Origin of the sequence: Streptomyces sp. NBC_01275 (genome assembly GCF_026340655.1) — a bacterium.
GTDB lineage: Bacteria > Actinomycetota > Actinomycetes > Streptomycetales > Streptomycetaceae > Streptomyces.
Genome location: NZ_JAPEOZ010000001.1, coordinates 8,712,793 through 8,733,179 on the forward strand (window position 1 = coordinate 8,712,793; position 20,387 = coordinate 8,733,179).

Below are 20,387 nucleotides of genomic sequence, written 5' to 3' on the forward strand. Positions count from 1 at the left end.
ATGTGTGTCGAGACATGTGTGTCGAGACGTGGGTGTCGTGAGGCGGGTGGTGCGATCTGGGTGGTGCGGGGAGGGCGGGCGCCGTACCGATGCCGGGTGACCGATGGGTCAGCCGAGGCGCCCGGCGAGCGCCCGGGGCGTGGGCCGGTCGAAGACCACGCGCACCGGGAGCCGCGGGTCGAGGCCGAGGGAGCGGACACGGCCCACGAGCCGCAGCGCGCGCGGCGAGTCGCCGCCCAGGGCGAAGAAGTCGTCGTCGGGGCCGACGTGTTCGAGCCCCAGGACCTCCGCGAACAGCGCGCGTACGGCGTCCACGGGGCCCTCCGCGGGAGACGTCCGGCCGGGGAGACCGGTGAGCACCCGGCGGAGCCTGGCAGCGGTGCGCTCGGCGGTGTCCCGGTCGAAGAGGTCGGGCCGGTAGCGGAGTTGCAGGTGGAGCCGGTCGCCGGGCACGCCCATCAGGGTCATCGGGTAGTGGTAGGCGTCCCGGCCGTCGAGACCGGACAGCCGTACGCGTCCGAGGCGCACCTCGGCCGTGTCGGCGGGGTAGTTCTCGAAGACGGTCGAGGTGTCGAAGAGCGGGGTGCCGCCGGCCAGCGCGTGGATACGGGGCAGACCGAGGTGATGGTGCGGCGTCAGGGCGGACTGCTCGTCCTGGACGCGGGCGAGCAGACTTTCCAGCGGTTCGCCGTCCGCCAGGCGCACCCGCACCGGCACGGTGTTGATGAACAGCCCGACCCCGTTCTCGACTCCGGCGAGTTCCGCGGGACGCAGGGACACGGTGGCGCCGAAGACCACGTCGCGCCGCCCGGTCGCCTCGGCCAGGACGAGCGCCCAGGCCGTCTGCACCAGGGTGTTGAGGGTGAGCCGGTGGGTCCGGGCCAGCTCGGTCAGCGCGGCGGTCTCCGCCTCGGTCAGCTCCGTCACGACCCGCTCGGGCAGCAACGGCGTGCCCCCGCGTGCGGCGTGCGGTGCCAGGAGGGTCGGCCCCTCGAGGCCGTCGAGCGCGTCCCGCCAGGCCTTCTCCGCGGCGTCCCGGTCCTGCCCGGCCTGCCAGGCCAGGTGGTCGCGCACGGTGGCCGCGGGCAGCGGCCCGGGCAGGTGCCCGGCGCCGTTCTCCCGGGCCTCGTACAGGGCGAACAGGTCGCGCAGCAGCACCGGCAGGGACCAGCCGTCGAGCAGGAGATGATGGACCGTCAGGATCAGCGTGTGGTGTTCCTCCGTCTCCCGTACCAGGCTGAAGCGGGCCAGTGACGGCTCGGTGAGGGGGAAGCGGGTGCTTCGGTCCGCGGCCAGGATCTCCGCGCTCTCGGCCTGCCTTGCGAGCGGGGGGAGGTCGTGCTCCGCCCAGGGCGGTTCCACGTCGCGCAGGACCAGTTGGACCGGTGTGCCCGAGGCGAGGGTGTCGAATGCGGTGCGCAGCGGTGCGTGCCGGCGGACGAGGTCGCGGCAGGCGGCGCGCAGGGCGTCACGGTCGAGCGGGCCGTCCAGTGCGAGAGCCAGCTGCACGTTGTAGACGTCCGCCGTCTCCTCGTCGTACAGGGCGTGGAACAACAGCCCTTCCTGCAAGGGGGAGAGGGGCAGCACATCGGTCAGCGTGTGCCGTGCCCAGCGCGCTTCGAGCGCCTCGAGCTCGGCCTGGTCGATCCGCTCGTCGGTGACGGTCACGACACCGAGGTCGGAAGGGGTCAGACCGCCCCCGCCGGGACCGGCGGTGTGTGCGACGAGTGCGCGCAGCGCCCGGAACCAGGTGTCGGCGAGTTCGCGCACGCGGGCCTCGTCGAGCAGTTCGCCGGGCCAGGACCAGTTGGCGACCAGACGAGGCCCGTCGGGGTGTTCCTCGGTGACGGCGTTCAGGTCCACCGCGTGCGGCAGCGGCATCCCGGCGTCGGCCGGGGAGATGACGGCGTCGGTCTCGTCGGCGGCCTCCCAGTCGGCGGTGCGGCCCGCGGCGAAGCGGCCCAGGTAGTTGAAGCCGATCTGCGGGGTCCGGCCGGAGGCGAGCAGCGGACCGGTTTCGCGGTTGAGGTGACGCAGCAGCCCGTAGCCGATGCCCCGGTCCGGTACGGCGCGCAGCTGCTCCTTGACGGTCTTCACGGCACGACCGAGCGCTGCCCCGCCGGACCACACGTCGTCCCAGTCGGTGACCCGTGCGTCGAGACGCACGGGGTACAGGGCGGTGAACCATCCCACCGTGCGGGAGAGATCGAGCCCGGGGGCGATCTCCTCCTGCCGACCGTGGCCCTCCAGGTCGACGAGGACGCCACCCGGCCGCTGCGGTCCGCGCCAGTGGGCGACGGACAGGGCGAGGGCCGTCAGGAGGATGTCGTCGATGCCGGCGCGGAACGCCTCGGGCACGGTCGTCAGCAGCGCGGCCGTCTCCGCGGCGGGCAGGGTCAGGGTGACGTCCTGGCGGGTGGTGTAGAGGTCGCGGGCCGGGTCGAGCGGCCGGGCGGTCAGCAAGGGGTCCTCGGCGGCCGACATCGCCTGCCACAGGGGCAGTTCCGCAGTGCGCGCCGGGGAGTGGGCGGCCTCGGTGAGCCGGCGCGACCAGGTGCGCAGGGAGGTCGGCACCGGGTCCAGCGCGGCGTACGCGTCCTTTCCGGCCACCGTCGCCCGCCAGGCCGCCGCGAGGTCGGGCAGGAGGATCCGCCAGGACACGCCGTCCACCGCGAGGTGATGCACCATCAGTAACAGGCGGCCCGGCTCCGTCTCGCCGCGGTCGAGCCATACGGCCCGCAGGAGGCGGCCGTGCCGGGGGTCGAGGTCCCGCTGGGCCGCCACGGCCAGTTCCGCGACGGTCTCGCCGGGGTCGCGGTGCCGGGTGAGGCAGTCGGCGGCGCGCACGCTGCCCCGTGCGGCGACCTCCAGCGTCCACCGGCCGTCACCGTCTGCGGCACTGCCGGCACCATCCGCGGTGCCGCCGTCACCGTCTGCGGCACTGCCGTCGCCGAGCCGCAGACGCAGCGCGTCATGCCGGTCGAGAACCGCCTGGAGAGCCGTGATCAGATCCTTCTCGCGCAGCCCGGCCGGTACGCGCACCAGCATGGACTGGTGGAACCCGGTCACCGGCCCGCCCTGTTGACGCAGCCAGTGGGTGATGGGCGTGAGTGGCACGGGCCCCGTGCCGGCGTCCTCGGGCTCCGCGGCGGGTGCGGCGCCCACCGGGGCGGCCACCGTGGCGAGCGCGGCCACCGTGCGGTGCTGGAACACGTCTCGCGGGGTCAGCGCCAGTCCGGCGCGGCGGGCCCCGGCGACGAGCTGGATGGACAGGATGGAGTCGCCGCCGAGTTCGAAGAAGCCGTCGTCCGGCCCGACCCCCGGCACAGCGAGCACCTCGGCGAAGAGCGCGCACAGGGTCTCCTCCACCTGGCCCTCCGCGGCCCGTCCGCCGACGGCGGTGAACGCGGGAGCGGGCAGCGCCTTGCGGTCGAGTTTCCCGCTGAGCGACAGGGGGAGGTCCGTCAGCGGGACGAACGCCTGCGGGATCATGTGCTCCGGCAGGCTGTCGGCGCAGTGGGCGCGCAGTTCCTCGGCGTCGAACTCCCCCGCACATGCCGGGTTCGCCGGGACGACGTACGCGACCAGACGCTTGACACCGGGCTGGTCCTCGCGGACGACGACCGCCGGGGTGCCCACGGACGGGTGAACGGCCAGGACGGACTCGATCTCGCCGAGTTCGACGCGGAATCCGCGGATCTTGACCTGGTCGTCCGCCCGCCCCAGGTAGAGGAGTTCGCCGTCCTCGGTCCAGCGCACGATGTCGCCGGTGCGGTACATCCGTGAGCCCGGCGGGCCGAACGGGTCGGCGACGAACCGCTCGGCGGTCAGCGCCTGCCGCCCGTGGTACCCGTGGGCCAGCTGGACACCCGACAGGTACAGCTCGCCGGGGGCTCCCGGGTGGGCGGGTTGCAGACCGGCGTCGAGGACGTGGACGCCGGTGTTGTCGACCGGGCGGCCGATGGGCACCGAGGCGGTGGCCGCGCCGCGCTCGCTGCGCCGGTGGGTGACGTCGACGGAGGCCTCGGTGGGGCCGTACAGGTTGTGGAGTTCCGTGCCGGAGGCGTCGAAGAGGTCGTGGAAGCGGTCGGCGAGCGAGGTGGGGAGCGCCTCGCCGCTGCAGATGACCCGGCGCAGGCCCGTGCACCGGGCGGCTGCCGGACTTCGCAGGAAGGACTCCAGCATGGACGGCACGAAGTGCAGCGTCGTCACGCCCTCGCGCCGGATCAGCTCCGCCAGGTACTCGGGGTCCTTGTGCCCCTCGGGCCGGGCCACGACCAGCGTGGCCCCGGTGATCAGCGGCCAGAAGAACTCCCACACCGACACGTCGAAGCTGGACGGGGTCTTCTGCAACACCCGGTCGGCGGCGGACAGTTCGTAGGCGGACTGCATCCACAGCAGCCGGTTGACGATGCCCTGGTGGGGGACGAGCACTCCCTTGGGGCGGCCGGTCGAGCCGGACGTGTAGATCATGTAGGCGGGCGCGCGCGGGTCGACGCGCGGCAGCTCCCCGTCGCCGGCCACCGTCTCCTCGGCCAGACGTCCGTAGACCTCAGGAGTCACCACGAGGGCGGGGGCCGCGTCGTCGAGCATGTACCGCACCCGGTCCTGCGGATAGCCCGGGTCCACCGGCAGATACGCGGCCCCCGCCTGGTGTACGGCGTAGAGCGTCACCAGCAGGTCCAGGGAGCGGGGCAGGGCGACGGCGACGATCCGGCCCGGCCCGGCTCCCCGGGCCAGCAGGGCGTGCGCCAACCGGGTGGCGCGGTCGTGGAGTTCGGCGTACGTCAGGGTTGTGCCCTCGAAGACGACGGCCGGTGCGGAGGGCGTGCGCGCGACCTGCGCGGCGAACAGCCCGGGCAGAGTGGTGGCCGGGTGCGAGACGGCCGGTCCGGTTCCGGCGGCCAGCAGTGCCGCCCGGTCCTCCGCGTCCAGCGCGCCGACGCTGCCGCAGGGCAGCTCGGGGGTGGCGGCCAGGGCGCCCAGGATCCGTACCAGTCCGCGGGCCAGCCGCCGCGCGACCGCCGCGTCCACGACGTCCGGCTGATGACTGAGGTCGAGCCGCAGCCGCCGTCCGGGTACGGCCACCAGACTGAGGGGGTAGTGCATCGTGCCCGTGGTGGCCGTGTCCTCCAGGAGGGCGACGCGCACTCCGCCGAACGTCCGGTCCAGCGACTCCTGGTCGAAGGGGGCGTTCTCGAAGACGACCGCGGTGTCGAACAGGTCACCGAGACCGGCCAGCCGCTGGATGTCGGCGAGACCGAGGTGGTGGTGCGGGAGCAGCGCGGCCTGTTCCTGCTGGATGCGCTCCAGCAGGGCGCTGAACGGTTCGGCGGGGTTCAGGCGCACCCTGACCGGCACGGTGTTGATGAACAGGCCCACCGTCTCCTCCACGTCCGGCAGTTCCGCCGGCCGGCCCGAGACGGTCGCTCCGAAGACCACGTCCTGGCGGCCGGTCATCCGGGCCAGTGACAGCGCCCAGGCGGCCTGCACCAGGGTGTTGACCGTGAGACCGCGGGAACGGGCGAACCGGGTCAGGTCCGCGGTCAGCGGCTCCGAGAGATGGGTGGCCACGCGCCGCGGGAACCCGGACGGTCCGCCGCCCGCCGCGGCGGGCGCCAGGAGAGTGGGCTCGTCCAGGTCGCGGAGGGCCGCGCGCCACGCCTCCTCGGCCTCCTCCCGGTCCTGTCCGGCCAGCCAGGCGAGATGCCGGCGGAAGGAGGGCGCCGGCGGCATCCCGTCGGCGCTCCCGCCACGGTCGTAGAGCTCGAACAGATCGCGCAGCACCAGCGGGAGCGACCAGCCGTCGAGCAGGATGTGGTGGTTGGTCAGGAGCAGGACGTGCCGGTCGGTGTCCATGCGCAGCAGCCGGAACCGTACGAGCGGAGGGACGGAGAGGGTGAAGCGGCGCTCCCGGTCCTCGGCGGTGATCCGGTCGAGCGCGTCGGACCGCTCCGCCTCGGGCAGCGGGCTCAGGTCGTCCTCCGCCCAGGGCGCCTCGACGGTGCGCGGCACGATCTGGACGGCCCGTCCCGAACCGCGCTGGAGGAATCCGGCTCGCAGGGCGGGGTGCCGCGTCAGTACGGTCTCGCAGGCCGTCCGCAGGGCAGCCCGGTCGAGCGGGCCGGTCAGCTCCAGCGAGGTCTGGACGGTGTACACGTCGTTGCCCTCGTCGTCGTACAGGGCGTGGAAGAGCATGCCTTCCTGGAGGGGCGTCAGCGGCAGGATGTCGAGGTCGGGGCGGTTGCCGGTCGTGGACCGGGGCTCGCTGTTCGGCGTGGCGTTCACTGGGCGGACTCCCATTCGGCCACCAGTTCGGCCAGTTCGTCGTCGGGCAGGGCGATCGGGGGCAGGTCCGCTTCCCCGGCCCAGGCGGGGGGCTCCGGTCGGGGTTCCTGGGCGACCCCGGCGAGGGCGGCGGGCGTCCGGTGCGTGAAGACGTCCCGGGCGGTGAGGACCAGGCCCGCCCGCCGGGCCCGCGCGACCAGTCGGACCGAGAGGATGGAGTCGCCACCGAGGGTGAAGAAGCCGTCGTCGGGACCGACTCCGTCGAGCTCGAGGACCTCGCCGAAGAGGGCGCAGAGAAGTTCCTCACGGGGCGTGGCCGGGGCGCGTCCGGCCGTGTCGGCCGTGACGGCGGGGGCGGGGAGGGCACGTCGGTCGATCTTGCCGTTGCGGGTCAGCGGCAGGCCGGGCAGCGTCACGAACGCGGCCGGCACCTGGTAGTCGGCCAGCAACGGGGCCAGATGGGCGCGCAGTTCGGCTGCGGTCGGTGCGTCTCCACCGGGCGGCGGCACCACATAGGCGGTCAGCCGCTTGACGCCGGGACTGTCCTCGCGCGCCACCACACAGCACTGGGTCACCGCGGGATGCCGGGCCAGGGCGGCCTCGATCTCACCCGGCTCCACACGGAATCCGCGGATCTTGATCTGGTGGTCCGCGCGGCCGAGGAAGACCAGTTCACCCTGGTCGTTCCAGCGAACCAGGTCGCCGGTGCGGTACATGCGCCCGCCCGGCGCCCCGAACGGGTCGGCGACGAAGCGCTCGGCGGTCGCCTCGGGGCGGTCCAGATAGCCGCGGGCCAGTCCGGCGCCGGCCAGGTGCAGTTCACCGGCCACGCCGGGCGGTACGGGCCGCAGCGCGCTGTCGAGGACGTAGGCGCGCATGCCGTCCAGCGGCCGCCCGATGGGCACCGTGGCCGGCACCTCGTCCCCGGGGCGGATGCGGTGGCGCGCGGCGAACACGGTGGTCTCCGTGGGGCCGTAGCCGTCGACGACGACCAGTGCCGGGTTGGCGGCCATGACCCCGCGGACGGCCTGGCCGGGGACGACGTCACCACCCGCCCACACCTCCCGCAGCCCGGCGAAGCTGCCCGGCGACTCCTCGGCCAGCAGCCGGAACAGCCCGGCCGTCAACCACAGTGCGGTGACGCCGTGCTCGGCGACGAGCCGCTCCAGGACCGGCCCGTCCATCTGGCCGGGCGGTGCGAGGACGATCCGTCCGCCGCCGAGCAGGGGCACCCACATCTCGTACGTCGCCGCGTCGAAGGCCTGGGTGGAGTGCTGGAGCACCGACCGGTGGGCCTCGGCGCCGAACGCGCTGTCCCCGGCCAGGTCCAGTACGGCCCGGTGGGTCACGCCGACGCCCTTGGGCTCACCGGTCGAACCCGAGGTGAACAGCACGTAGGCGAGCCGGTCCGCGCGGACCTCGGGGAGCGGGCCGACGGTGCCGGGTGCTGCCGGGGCCGGCTCGTCCACGACGAGGAGTCGCCCGGCGTCGAGGTCCCGCGCCGTCTTCCGTGAGGCGAGGTCGGTCAGCAGGATGCGGACCCCGGTGCGGCTGGTCATCGTGCGCAGCCGGTCGGCGGGGGAGCGGGCGTCGAGCGGCAGGTAGGCGCCGCCCGCCTTGAGGACGGCCAGCAGCGAGACGATCAGCTCCGGCGAGCGCTCCTGGAGGACGGCCACGCGCTCCTCGGGCCGCAGGCCGAGGGCGAGCAGCCGATGGGCCAACGCGTCGGCCCGGGAGTCGAGTTCGGCATAGCTGAGGGTGCCGGCGGCACCGGTGACCGCGACGGTGTCGGGCGTGCGCGCCGCCTGCTCGGCGAACCGCCGGTGGATCGCGGTGTCCGACAGGGGTGCGACGGCTGCGTTCCATTCGCCCAGCACCTTGGAGCGCTCCGCGGGCGAGAGCAGGTCCACGACGGCGAGCGGGGCGTGCGGCGCGTCGGTGAACGCCTCCAGGAAGCGGGCCGTGCGCGCGACGACGGCCTGCGCGGTGGCGCGGTCGACCAGGTCGGGGCGGTACGCGAGCCGGAGGGACAGCTGCTCGCCCGGTTCGGCGATGAGCGTGAGGGGGTAGTGCGTGGCGCCGTAGCTGTCGGCGGTGCGCACGGTCAGCCCGGCCGACTCCCGGACGGCCTCGGTGCCACCCGAGTGGTTCTCGAAGACCGTGGACGTGTCGAAGAGCCGGTCCAGCCCGGTGTGCCGGCGCACGTCGGCGAGGCCCAGGTGGTGGTGCGCAGAGAGGGCGGACTGCTCGTCCTGGATACGGGCGAGCAGCCGCTCCAGCGGTTCGGCCGCGTCGAGCCGTACCCGTACCGGCACGGTGTTGATCAGCAGACCGGCCAGCCGGTCGACGCCGGGCAGCTCGGCCGGGCGCAGGGAGACGGTGGTGCCGAAGACGACGTCGTCGCGGCCGGTCAGCTGCGCGAGAGTGACCGCCCACGCGGCCTGCACGACGGTGTTGGGCGTGAGGGAGCGGGCGCGCGCCGTGGCGGTCAGCGCGGTGGTGCGTGCGGGGTCGAGGGTCACCCGGACGTGTTCGGCGAGGACAGGTGCCCGGCTCTGGTCCGCGTCGGGCACCGCGAGCGTCGGCTCCTCGACGCCGTCCAGTGCCGAAGCCCACGCCTTCTCCGCCGTGTGCCCGTCCTGCGCGGCGAGCCACTCGGCGTAGTCGCGCAGGGCGAGTGCGGCCGGTGTGCGCGCGTGACCGCCCCCGTACGCGTCGAGGAGGTCGTCCAGGACCAGGCCGAGCGAGGCGCCGTCGAGGACGATGTGGTGGCCGGTGAGGACGAGGACGTGCCGGTCGGCGTCCAGACGGACCAGCAGGAACCGGACGAGGGGCGCGGAGGCCATGTCGAACGGGCGCGCGCGGTCGGCGGTCAGCTCGCGGCCGATCCGCTCCCGCTGGGCGTTTGGCGACAGCCCCGTCAGGTCCAGTTCGGTCCACGGCACGCTGTGCGCCCCGGTGATCACCTGGACGGCCCGGCCGGACACGGAGTGGGTGAAGGCCGCGCGCAGCGTTTCGTGCCGGGCCAGGAGTGCGTCGCAGGCGGTCCGCAGCCGGTCCCGGCGCAGCGGTCCGGACAGTTCGTACGCGGTCTGCGTGACGTAGGGGTCGATGCCGGCCGCTTCGCCGCCCGCACCCTCGTACTGGGCGTGGAAGAGCATGCCTTCCTGGAGCGGGGTGAGCGGCAGGACGGCGGTGTGTCCGGGATGGGAGGCGGCGAGGGCGGCGCGCTCGCCGTCGTCCAGGCCGACCAGCGGGCGGCGGGAGCGGACGGGCCGCTCCTCGCCCGGCTCAGGGCCGCGCGCCACCTCGGCGAGCGCGGCGACGGTCTTGTGCCGGAACACGTCCCGGGGGTCGATGACGACCGAGGCTTCACGGGCACGCGCGGTCAGCCGCACAGCCAGCGGGGAGTCGCCGCCGAGGGCGAAGAAACTGTCGTCGATGCCGACCCGGCGCACGTCGAGGAGTTCGGCGAACAGGGCGCACAGCGTCTTCTCGACGGGGGTGCGGGGCGCGCGACTGTCGGCGGTGCCGGTGATCTCCGGGGCGGGCAGGGCGTCTCGGTCGAGTTTTCCGTTGTGGGTCAGGGGCAGGGCGTCCAGGGCGACGAAGCCGGCCGGGACCATGTACTCCGGCAGTGACGCGGCGAGGTGCTCGCGGAGCGCCCCGGAGTCCGGCAGGCCGACGCCGGGGGCAGGCACGACGTAGGCGACGAGTCTGCGTACCCCCGACCGGTCCTCGCGCACCACGACACCGCACTGGGCGACGGACGGATGGGTGGCCAGGACGGACTCGATCTCCCCGGGCTCGATGCGGAAGCCGCGCAGCTTCACCTGGGTGTCGGCCCGGCCCACGTAGACCAGGAGGCCGTCCGGGGCGCGGCGGACGAGGTCGCCCGTGCGGTACATACGCTCGCCGGGAGCGCCGAACGGATCGGCGACGAACCGTTCCGCGGTGAGCGCTCCCCGGCTCAGATAGCCGCGGGCCAGTCCGGCGCCGGACAGGAAGAGTTCTCCTACCGCCCCGTCCGCCACGGGGCGCAGGGCACTGTCCAGGACGCGGGCGCCCAGGTTGTCGACGGGGCGTCCGATGGCGGGGGCGGCCGCTGCGCGCAGGTCGCAGTACATCGAGTCGACCGTGCACTCCGTCGGTCCGTAGACGTTGCGGGCCGTCAGGCCCGGGGTGGCGCGCAGCTGGGCCCAGAGGTCGTCCGGGACGGCCTCTCCGCCGAGCACGAGCACGTGGGGGCGGTTCCCGCCCTCCAGCAGCCCGGCGGTCAGGAGCTGGCGCGCATGGGTGGGAGTGGTGTCCAGCAGGTCGACGGCGTGCTGGTCGGCGTACCTGGCGAGCGCACCGGCGTCCCGGCGGACGGCGTCGTCGACGATGTGCAGTTCGTGCCCGGCGACGAGCCACAGCAGCGCCGTCCAGGAGGCGTCGAACACGAACGCGTTGGTCAGGGCCACCCGGAAGCGCGCGACGCCGGCCTCCGCCACGGTGGGCTCGATGAAGACGCGCCGGTGGTGCTCGTAGAGGTTGCTCAGGCTGCGGTGCTCGACGGCGACCCCCTTGGGCCGGCCGGTGGATCCGGAGGTGTGGATGACGTAGGCGAGGTGCCGGGGCAGCAGACGCCCGGTGCGGTCGCCGTCCGTGAGGCCGGTTTCGGGCAGTCCGGGCAGGCCGAGCCCGACGTCCTCGAGGAGCAGCACTCGGGCGCCGTCGTCCCTGGGCAGCGCGTCGGCCAGTGCGGCGGTCGTCAGGATCAGCGCCGGGTCGGTCTCGGCGAGGATCTGCCGGGTCCGCTCGGCCGGGTGCTCCGGGTCCAGCGGGACGTAGGCGGCACCGGCCTTGAGGACACCGAGCATGGCGACGACCGTGTCGGCGCTGCGCGGGAGGGCCAGGGCAACGCACTGCTCGGGTCCGACGCCGAGGCCGGCCAGGAGGTGGGCCAGCTGGTTGGCGGACGCGTCGAGCTCGCGGAAGGTGAGCGTGCGGCCGGGGGAGACCAGGGCACGGGCGTCGGGGGTACGCCGTGCCTGGGAGGCGAACAAATCGGTGACGGTGGCGGGGGCGATCGGGCGGGGCGGCTCGCCGGCGCCGGACCGGGCCGCCTCGATCTCCGGGCCGGTCAGAGTGTCCAGACGGCCGAGGGGGAGACCGGGGTCCGCGGTGGCCATGGCGGTGAGGAAGGCGAGGAAGCGCTCCTGGATCCGGGCCAGTTCATCCGCCTCGTAGAGCGCGGGGTTGGCGTCGAACGAGAACTGGAGCCCGTTGCCGTCGGAGCGTTCGTAGACGGCGATCGAGAGATCGCCGACCGGCCCGTTGGACATGTTGTGAACGGTGATGGGATTCCCGGCGAACGTGACGTCGAAATCGAAGGGCATGATGTTGACCATCGGGCCGAAGAGATGCCGTCCCTCGTCGAGCAGACGTAGATCACGACGCAGATCCCCGTATGGATAGCGCTGGTGGCGCAGCAGATTCCTGAGTTCCCCGGCGACATTGCGCAACACGTCCCCGACCGTCATCTCCGGGGAAAGGCTGATGCGCAGCGGGAGTTCGTTGGAGACCATTCCAGGAGTGTTCCGAGCCTCCGCTCCGTGGCGGGCGGAGACGGGAATTCCGACGGTGATGTCACGTATTCCGGTGACACGATGCAGGTGTGCGGCCACGGCCGCGACGACGACGGCCGACCAGGTCGTGCGGGAGGCACGGGCGGTGGCCCGGAGGCTGTCCAGGACATCGGGGGAGAGGCGCGTGATGCGGCGCAGGAAGGCGTCCGAGGGCGGGGCGGCGCGTCCGGAGCCGGCGAATGTGGCGATCTCGTCGGGACGGTCGGCGAACCGCTCGGTCCAGTACGCCCGGTCCTTGCCGTACTGCTCGGAGTGGCGGTAGGAGGTCTCACCGTCCAGCAGCGCGGTGTACGGCGCGAAGGCGCCCTCGTCGGCCGGCTCACCGGCGGCCAGGGCGGTGTAGACGCGGGCCACGCGGGCGGTGACGGCCGCCGCCCCGAACGCGTCCACGACGACGTGGTGGTAGCGCTGGTGCCAGAAGTAGCGGTCGTCGGCCACCTTGATCAGGGCGTACGCGTACAGCTCCCCGTCGCCCAGGTCGACGCGTCGGGCCAGGTCCGCGGCGATGTACGCGCGCGCCGCGGCCTCCGGGTCGGCCTCGCCGGACAGGTCGAGCCGGGTCAGCCGGGGTCCGGGCGGATCGCCGAGCACCTGGCGCGGGCCGTCGCTCTCCTCGGTCGGCCGGATGTGCAACGCCCCGGCCTCGCGGACCACTTGCTCCAGGGCGGTCTCGAACAGGTTCCCGTCGACCGGCCCGTGGATTTCCACGAATTCGCCGACGTTGTAGACGGGAGAATTCCGATTCAGCTGGTGCGCGAACCAGACCCCGCTCTGGGCTGCCGTCAACGGCAGCGAAGTGTGCTGGGCAGCAGACATGACTCCACCTCGGTCGGAGCTACGGCGGTCGGGACACCGCGAAATACCGTGAACGTGCCGCGTCGCGTCAGTCCTTGAGTGGGAGCGGACGCCTTACGAATGATTTCCTCGACGGGCTTTCCGCTCAAGTCACTGGATGGCGTTACAGAGGAGTGGTCGGTGTCCCCGTGCCGCTTGCCGCCTGCCCGCGCGGGGGCTTGTCGGCGGCTCCGGGGCCGCAGCCGGTCGCCCAGCGTTCCAGAGGAGCAATACCCGGCGAGGTGTTACTCGTCGACAGCTCGGAGAGCCTCCCGGTCCTCCAACGGCAGACTCCACGGCCGGTCCTCGCGCACCGGGTCCGTGGCCTCGCGCCGCAGTGCGTTGATCCGCTTGCCGAACTGACGCCGGCTCAGCCCGGTGAGCGAACGTACGTATTCAGGAAGGATGCAGACGCTGTGCTCACACCGGCCACAGCGGGATCATCCCAACCGCCGGCCCTTCGCGGTGGCCTCCCGCGGCCGGCCCCCGTTCGCTTCCAGTAGCGGCGTACGTCCGAGTGCTTGAGTGGGGGTGGTCGGTGCGCGGGCTGAGGAAACGGCTTTGCGCCCCGGGTGATCGGCGTGGATGCCGGCTCGCCGGCTACCAGGTCAAGGAGGGCGTCGGCACGACGTGTTGTTCGCCCTGGCTCTGCTCGCGGGCTACAGGCTGTCCTCGCCCTCGCCTTTCCGGTGCGAAGGCCGCCGTCGGCCGGGCCACGGTCATCGCAGACGGCGGCTATCGGGGCACCGGCCTGCTCATTCCGCACCCGTGAACGCGGCTAGTACTCCAGCCATAGATCGTGATCTCGATGGTGAGGGGCGCCGAGGCCAGCGTGGATCATCTCGCCCGAGATCGCCCACGCCGTCACGGGCGTCGGCTCCTTCTTCGTCTACCCGAGTTCACCGAGACGGAGGGCGTCGTCGATCTCGCTGAGCTTCAGGGAGGACAGGACGGCCTCCCGCTCTATCAGGTCGTCCCGGGACACAGTGGTCAGCCACGTGCACGGGGTGAAGCCTGGACGCGGGAACGCGAGCCGCAGCACGCCTTCGAACGGCAGTCCTTCACCGGCGCCCACCGTCACTTCGATGCCCAGACCGCTGATGTCGACGCCCGCCGGAGCAACGACCTGCATCACCCGGATCCCGGACGTGTCCTCTCCCGACAGCAGTACGACCAACCTCCGCTCGTCGAACTGAACCCACCAGACTTCGCCACGCTGCACAAGTCCTCCAAATACAGGACGGCAGGCAGACGCTGCGCGACCCTGACGCGCTGTGGAGACGGGCGCGGCCACCGTTGATCATCGGTGTGCGAAGACAAACGATCATGCGGTGGCCGCAGGTCACAGCGTAGACCCTGCCCGCTGGCAGGAAGCGTTCGAGGGCCTGATGAGCCGGATAGCGGGACGGTTCACGCGGGTGGAATCCCGGTGCCGGGCCCGGAAGTTGGTACTCGGCCTGCTGTCCGACCTGCCGCGCGAGAACTGCTGGACCATCGCCGAGTGGGCCGGGGACGAAACCCCGGACGGCATGCAGCACCTGCTCGGGCGGGCCAAGTGGGACGCCGACCAGGTCCGCGACGACGTGCGCGCCTACGTGGTCGAGCATTTGCACGACGACGAGGCAGTCCTGGTTGTCGACGAGACCGGCGACGTGAAGAGGGGCACCGACACTGTCGGTGCTCATCGGCAGTACACCGGCACCGCGGGCAGGATCGAGAACGCCCAGGTCGCCGTCTATCTGGTCTACGCCGGCCGCCGCGGGCACGCCGCGGCGGACCGGGAACTGTACGTTCCGCGTTCCTGGACCTCCGACCCCGACCGCTGCCGGGCAGCCGGCCTTGGCGACAAGACGGAGTTCGCGACCAAGCCGGAGCTGGCCGCTCGCATGGTCACCCGATTCCTCGACGCCGGCCACCGGGCCGCCTGGGTCCGGGAGACGAGGTCTACGGCGGCAACCCGAGGCTGCGCGCCGCGCTGGAGGAACGTGGCACCGGCTACGTCCTCGCGGTGGCCTGCTCGCACGAAGTCACCACAGGCGCCGGGAAGTTCCGCGCCGACATGCTGGCCAGGAAGGTGCCCAAGAGAGCCTGGCAGAAGCTGTCCGCAGGGGCCGGAGCCAAGGGCCACCGCTTCTACGACTGGGCCGTCATCGACCTCACCGCCCCCAGCCCGGGAGCCGGCAGTTTTTAATCCGCCGCAACCGCAGCAGCGGCGAACTCGCATGTTACCGCTGCTACTCGTCGGCCGCAGTGCCGCTGACCACCCTGGTGCGCGTCGCTGGATCAAGGTGGCGGGTCGAGGAGTTTTTCCAGTCCGGCAAAGGCTTGGCGGCCTTGGACGAGCACCAGGTCCGCCGCTACCCGTCTTGGTCCCGCTGGGTCACCCTGGCCATGCTGGCGCACGCCTTCCTCGCAGTCGTCCGCGCGAACGAACACGACCGTCATCCCTCACCCGACGAGCTGATACCGCTCACCTGCAACGAGATCCAACGACTGTTCATCACGCTTGTCATCCAACGCGCCTTTGACCCTGTCCACCGGCTTCGCTGGTCCGTCTGGCGACGCCGCCACCAGGATCGATCCCAGACCAGCCACTACCGGCGACAAGCCGCTCAAGCATGAAGATCACGATCTACGGCTGGAGTCCCCCACCTATTCGGCTCGGAGAAGGTTCAGTCGATACAGAACTCGTTGCCCTCGATGTCCAGCATCGGGATGCACGACTCGTTCTCCTCATCGGCGTACAGCGTTTGCACGTGGGTCGCACCGAGCGCGACCAGTCGTGCGCACTCGGCTTCGAGCGTGGCGAGGCGCTCGTCCCCCGCGAGCCCGGTGCCGGCCCGGACGTCGAGATGCACCCGATTCTTAACGCTCTTGCCCTCGGGGACGCGCTGGAAGTACAGGCGCGGACCCACGCCTGAGGGATCACTGCAGGCGAACCATGATCCCTGCTTCTCAGGAGGCAGGGTGCGGTTGAAATCCTCCCAGGTGGTGAACCCCTCCGGTGGCGGCGGTATGACGTACCCCAACACTTCACACCAGAAGCGAGCAAGGCGCTCAGGTTCTGCGCAGTCAAAGGTGACTTGGAACTTCTTGATCGCCGACATCGGCGCACCGTACCGCGTACCAGGGGGACCCTGCCGCTCATTTCCCCAGGCGGATCCGCCCGTCACCCGTCGCATCCTGGGCCGCCTTGGACACCAAGTGATCAAACCGGACAGTCCGCGAGAACGACGCGACCGTGGCGGCGGAGCGCCCAAGTGGTCCCCAGGATCCAGTCCCGACCAACCGCCTTCAGGCCAAAATCAGTTGCGGGACAACCCTTAGTCCAGGAAAACCACTTCAAGGACATCAACGACATGCTCGGGCACCCGGCTGGTGACGCCGGCCTGCAGGCCACCGCCTCACGCCTCAGGGCGTGGGCAGGGTCCCGCGCTGCCGTCGGCCGACTCGGGGGCGATGAATTCGCGATCGTGCTGCCCGTCGAAGCCGCTGACCGGCGCGCCCGGCAGGAGCAGCTCGTGCGGATGCTGCACATACCCGTCACCCTCGACGACGGCCAAGCCGTCAACGTGGCCGCCTCGGTCGGGGCAGCCGATCCCCGCACCCTCGGCATCCACCAGCTGCCTCTGCTGCAGCGTGCCGCCCTCTACGACGGCAAACACTCCGGCCGAGCCGTCCTCGCGGACTCCCAGCACGCCACCGTGCCGTCCGTCAACGGACGCCGACTCGGCCGCCCGGGCACCGCCCTCTGGGGCCAGGCCGCCTGACTCCGGCCCGGCCACACAACTCCCCTCCACCACCCGTCCGCGAGCCCACCCGCCATGCCGTCTGCCAGCCCTTCGGCAACCCAGGCGCCGCGAGCCGACCAGACACAGGAAAACGATGACCAGCCAAACCGCCGACGCCGCGAGCTCAGCTCCGTTACCGCTGGCCGGGGCCCTGCGCAGCGCTGAGACCGAACTCGCTCGCCTCCGCGGCCGCATCCGTACGGTCGCCGAGTTCATCCATGACGAGGCCTACGACCTGGCTGCCCGCCACGTGCTCGCACAGTGCCTCGGTTTGCCCGCACCGAGCCAGGCCTCCCCGGCTCCGGCGAACCGGAATGGAGCCACCCCGTGATCGAGATCGCCCGCGCCTGCGCGCTCTACCCGCTCGCCGCCTACCAGATCACGAACTGGCTGGCAGAACGCCTTCTGCCGGCTTGCACGCTGCTACGAACGCCGGATCGAGGTCGTCAACGCCTTCTTCGACTTCGCGGACACCGTCATCACCGTGCGTAGCCTCATCCGCCGAGCCTGGACCACCCACCGCTGGGAGGGACGCCCCCGGCGCCGACCGTGAACGACCACGTACCTTCCCCCGAGGTGTGGATCGAGCTGCTGGATGGCCTCAGCGCAGTCCGCTCCGCTTGATCTCCTTCAAACCGCGCCCGGGGCGGCTTGCTTCTCCTGGTTGTCTGCAAGGAAGTCGGTGATCCGGTGGTTCGTCTGGGTGGGCATGGCGGTGGGCATGGCGAAGTGGGTGAGTTCGGCGAGGATCTCGATCCGGGCGTCCGGTACGGCTTTGCGGGCGCAGGCTGCGACTTTCGCGGCGTCGTGGGCGTCGCTGCGGCCGGCGAGTAGGACCAGCAGCGGAACGCTCAGTGCCGTGGGGTCCGGGCGGCGGCCGACGACCAGTTTCCGGTTCGCGAAGCCCGAGACCGCCAAGGCATAGAGCTGCTTCCAGCCCGGGTCGGTGTCGGTCCCTGCGGTCTCGCGGTCCAGGTAGGCGCGTGCGCGGGCTTGCGTCGGGCGGAGCAGTATCGGCAGCGAGCGCAGCAGGAAACCCGGGCGGAAGTTGGCGAAGCACTGGGTCGGGTCGAGCAGTACCAGCCGATCGACCCGCCGCGCGGCGTGCAGGGCATAGGTCAGGGCGATCCAACCGCCGTAGGAGTGGCCCAGCAGGTGCGTGCGGGACACGGTGAGGCCGTCGAGCAGCGCGTCCAACCAGGCCATCAGGTCGGTGGTGGTGCGCAGCGGGCGTCCACCGGGGATGCTGTGTCCGGCATCGCCCAGGATGTCGACGGCCAGCACCCGGTGGTGCGTGCCAAGAGCTGGGGCATTGGCGAACCAGACCGCGCCGGTGGAACCGCCGCCGTGTAGAAGGAGGACTGGAGTGGCGTCAGCGGGGCCGTAGGCGTGGACACGGGTGGTCCCATACGGGGTGGGAACGTCGATCTCGGCGGTACCGGTGGGCCAGCGGGCGAGCAGTGCGTCGTAAGCGGCGAAGAACTCTTGGGATGAGGACACGGTGAACCCCCGGAGAATCGTCTCGTTGACCAAGTATCTCGCTTGGCGAGATACTAGCCCGGTGAGTGATGACATCAACCCCGCGATGCGGCTGGTCCATCTACTGCGCGCAGTGACCGTGGAACTCGATCTGCGCGGCGCCGAGTTCGCCGCGAAAAACGGCCTGCACCCGACCGATCTGCGGGCCCTCATCCACCTGCTTGACGCTGACCGGGCGGGCACCGATGTGACCCCGGGACGACTCGGTGCGGCGCTGCGGCTCAACTCGGCCGGCACCACGGCCCTGCTGGACCGGCTGGAGCGCCTGGGGCTCGTCCGCCGCAGGCGCGATGAAAACGACCGACGGCGCGTCGTACTGACGGTGGAGCAGAAAGCCGTGGAGCTGGGTCGGTCCTTCTTCGGCCCGCTCATCGCCAACCTGGTCGAGGCGACCGAGGACTTCACCCCGGGCGAACTGGACATCGTTCACCGCTACCTGACCGTCGCCCTTCGAGCAGCCGCTCCCGGCTACGACGCGTCGACGCCCGCAGCCACCGCCGGGATGCCGCCAACACCACAGCCGTTCCCCCAGCGGTTCGGTCAGCCATGATGGCAGCGCAGGCACCTGATCTCCGGTGGTCACAGGTCGTCGCAACTCCATGATCACGGAACCGTGTCTGTCCCCGTCTGTCGACCGCCTATCTGCGCGACCTCTTAGTCCGGAAGAGTGCAAGCGGCCTCACCGAACTCCTTGCCGGGGCACTCCGCCACCGAGGCCGCCAAGTCGAAGTCGAGCACCTTCACGTCCACCTGCCGCGCGTGCTGAAGCAGCCCACCGCCCACCCCGCCCACGCCAACCCCGAGCAGGAGCCCACCCGATGAAGCGTCTCTTCCGCCGCTGCGGCCACGCGCCCGGCGCCCTCTCCCCCGAGGACCAGACCGCCGTCGACCAGTTCAGTGCGATGCTCGCCGCACTGCGCGACATGGAGCCCTGGACCCCCGGCCATTGACATCGCCATCCGGATCGGCCCGTGGATCGAGGCCGTTGCCCTGCAACACCCCGGCGGCTCGTACACGCCCTATGGCGAGCGCTACCGGAAACTGGGCCGGCTGCGCTGCGAGACGGACAAGATCCTCGGAGTCCGGAACCCGTCCCTCGTCCCGCTCACCCACGCCGCGGCGGGCCTTGATCTGCCCGCCGACATCGGCATGCCGGCCGCGCACTACGGCGTGCACGTCGAAGCCCGGCGGCCGGACAACACCGGACACACCCTGCTCCGCATCGGGCCCTACAACCAGACCTGGCTCGCCTCCCGTGACGCCGACCGCCTCAACAGCGAGCTGGCGGGCAGGGCGGCCACCGCCATTCCCGGGTTCACCGTCGTCGCGAAGGGCGCGCCCTTCGACGTCAGCGACCACGAGAGCTACGACGACCCGTACGAGAGAGACGCCGCCGTGCTCTTGGCGGCCGCTATCGCCCGGGAGGTATCGGCGTGACCATGGCCCTGTAGATCGAGACCAGCGAGGGCGCCGACCTCCCTCCCATCGTGATCAGTGACCTCTTCGGCGTCAGTGCTACCAGCGCCCACAGGTGGGCTCGGTTCGCTCAGGACAGCTGGGCGGACTACCTCGCTGCCTGCACGGACGACGACGCTGATCCGTCGGAGGGATCTTGATGTCAGTGGCCAGTTCAGATTCCCCGCCGGCGGCCGCCTGACAGAGAGCTATCTGACCGCGCCCCCTCTTCGACCGGGAGCGTCGCCTGCCACTGCAGTTGGTTGAATGCCTGGTCGGCATCGGCTACGGCCTCGAGGTGGACGTCGTTCGCGGTTCGACCGTCGGCGATCTTCTGCCAGTTGGTCCGGGCGAGCACCCGTTGGACCGCGAGTGCCTGGGCGGCTCGCAGGCGTGCCTGGATGCCTTCGCCGAGGGCGTCCGCCAGTGCCTCCTCATCCTCGAGCTGGTACCGCGCGAGCCGTCCCGCCAGGCTCGGTGTGGTGAACACCAGCCGATGGAACGCCACCACCTCGGGATGATCGTTGAGGCCGGTGACGGGGTCGTACCGATCGAGGCCGGCCCGGAAGTGTCGGTGCAGCGCCGTCACCCGCTTGATGCCTGACCTACGGTCACGTACGACGCGTGCCGCCTCGCCCTGGTGGTCCGCAAACCTGTGCAGCACCAGGTCTTCCTTGGTGGGGAAGTACCGGAAGAGGGTCGGCTTGGAGATCTCGGCCGCCGTGGCGACGTCGTTGACCGAGACGCGGTCGAAGCCGCGCTCCATGAACAGGGAGACGGCCGCGTGGCCGATGGCGTCGCGCGTCCGCTCCTTCTTGCGGGCCCGCAGTCCCGTCGACTCGCTCACCTG

At 71.7% G+C, this 20,387-nt stretch carries 10 protein-coding genes and 4 pseudogenes; 7 read left to right on the top strand and 7 right to left on the bottom strand.

The window, feature by feature from the left end:
• Positions 1-108: 108 nt before the first annotated feature.
• The 3 genes and pseudogenes from OG562_RS38275 to OG562_RS38285 form a co-directional block, all read right to left on the bottom strand.
• On the bottom strand, positions 109-6,288 hold the full coding sequence (locus OG562_RS38275) for a non-ribosomal peptide synthetase (RefSeq protein WP_266406211.1): 6,180 nt from the start codon (positions 6,286-6,288) through the stop codon (positions 109-111).
• Entirely contained in the window at positions 6,285-12,734 is a 6,450-nt protein-coding gene (locus tag OG562_RS38280; protein ID WP_266406212.1) for a non-ribosomal peptide synthetase, read from the bottom strand. Before OG562_RS38280 ends, OG562_RS38275 begins: the two co-directional genes overlap by 4 nt.
• A 290-nt stretch (positions 12,735-13,024) precedes the next feature.
• Positions 13,025-13,185, bottom strand: a pseudogene (locus OG562_RS38285) (IS5/IS1182 family transposase); the annotation flags it as partial.
• A gap of 252 nt (positions 13,186-13,437) precedes the next feature.
• On the opposite strand from OG562_RS38285, the pseudogene OG562_RS38290 reads away from it, so the two are divergent.
• A pseudogene (locus OG562_RS38290) lies at positions 13,438-13,518 on the top strand (IS5/IS1182 family transposase); the annotation flags it as partial.
• A gap of 123 nt (positions 13,519-13,641) precedes the next feature.
• Here the strand turns inward: OG562_RS38290 and OG562_RS38295 are convergent.
• Positions 13,642-13,974: a type II toxin-antitoxin system PemK/MazF family toxin gene (locus tag OG562_RS38295; RefSeq protein ID WP_266406213.1), complete on the bottom strand. Its 333-nt coding sequence runs from the start codon at positions 13,972-13,974 to the stop codon at positions 13,642-13,644.
• Between the two features lie 166 nt (positions 13,975-14,140).
• Between OG562_RS38295 and OG562_RS38300 the strand changes: the two are divergent.
• Positions 14,141-15,374 (top strand): annotated as a pseudogene (locus OG562_RS38300) (IS701 family transposase).
• Positions 15,375-15,424: 50 nt separating this feature from the next.
• On the opposite strand, the gene OG562_RS38305 reads toward OG562_RS38300, so the two are convergent.
• On the bottom strand, positions 15,425-15,859 hold the full coding sequence (locus OG562_RS38305) for a VOC family protein (protein ID WP_266406214.1): 435 nt from the start codon (positions 15,857-15,859) through the stop codon (positions 15,425-15,427).
• A gap of 153 nt (positions 15,860-16,012) precedes the next feature.
• Between OG562_RS38305 and OG562_RS38310 the strand changes: the two genes are divergently transcribed.
• Both OG562_RS38310 and OG562_RS38315 read left to right on the top strand, forming a co-directional pair.
• Positions 16,013-16,522: a GGDEF domain-containing protein gene (locus OG562_RS38310; protein WP_266406216.1), complete on the top strand. Its 510-nt coding sequence runs from the start codon at positions 16,013-16,015 to the stop codon at positions 16,520-16,522.
• A 412-nt stretch (positions 16,523-16,934) separates the two neighbouring features.
• Positions 16,935-17,096 (top strand): annotated as a pseudogene (locus OG562_RS38315) (IS5/IS1182 family transposase); the annotation flags it as partial.
• Positions 17,097-17,173: 77 nt separating this feature from the next.
• Here OG562_RS38315 and OG562_RS38320 read toward each other — a convergent pair.
• Positions 17,174-18,043, bottom strand: a complete 870-nt coding sequence (locus OG562_RS38320) for an alpha/beta fold hydrolase (protein WP_266406218.1) — start codon at positions 18,041-18,043, stop codon at positions 17,174-17,176.
• Between the two features lie 85 nt (positions 18,044-18,128).
• Here OG562_RS38320 and OG562_RS38325 point away from each other — a divergent pair, with 85 nt between their 5' ends.
• From OG562_RS38325 to OG562_RS38335, 3 genes are all read left to right on the top strand, one after another.
• Positions 18,129-18,632 carry a MarR family winged helix-turn-helix transcriptional regulator gene (locus tag OG562_RS38325; protein WP_266409749.1) on the top strand — a complete coding sequence of 168 codons (504 nt, stop codon included), beginning with the start codon at positions 18,129-18,131 and terminating at the stop codon, positions 18,630-18,632.
• Positions 18,633-18,900: 268 nt separating this feature from the next.
• Complete coding sequence (locus tag OG562_RS38330) at positions 18,901-19,032, top strand: hypothetical protein (RefSeq protein WP_266406220.1); 132 nt, start codon at positions 18,901-18,903, stop codon at positions 19,030-19,032.
• Positions 18,980-19,519: a hypothetical protein gene (locus tag OG562_RS38335; protein ID WP_266406222.1), complete on the top strand. Its 540-nt coding sequence runs from the start codon at positions 18,980-18,982 to the stop codon at positions 19,517-19,519. Before OG562_RS38330 ends, OG562_RS38335 begins: the two co-directional genes overlap by 53 nt.
• Before the next feature lie 193 nt (positions 19,520-19,712).
• Here the strand turns inward: OG562_RS38335 and OG562_RS38340 are convergent, their stop codons facing one another.
• Positions 19,713-20,384, bottom strand: coding sequence for a TetR family transcriptional regulator (locus OG562_RS38340; RefSeq protein ID WP_266406224.1), 672 nt, complete (start codon positions 20,382-20,384; stop codon positions 19,713-19,715).
• Positions 20,385-20,387 lie beyond the last annotated feature (3 nt).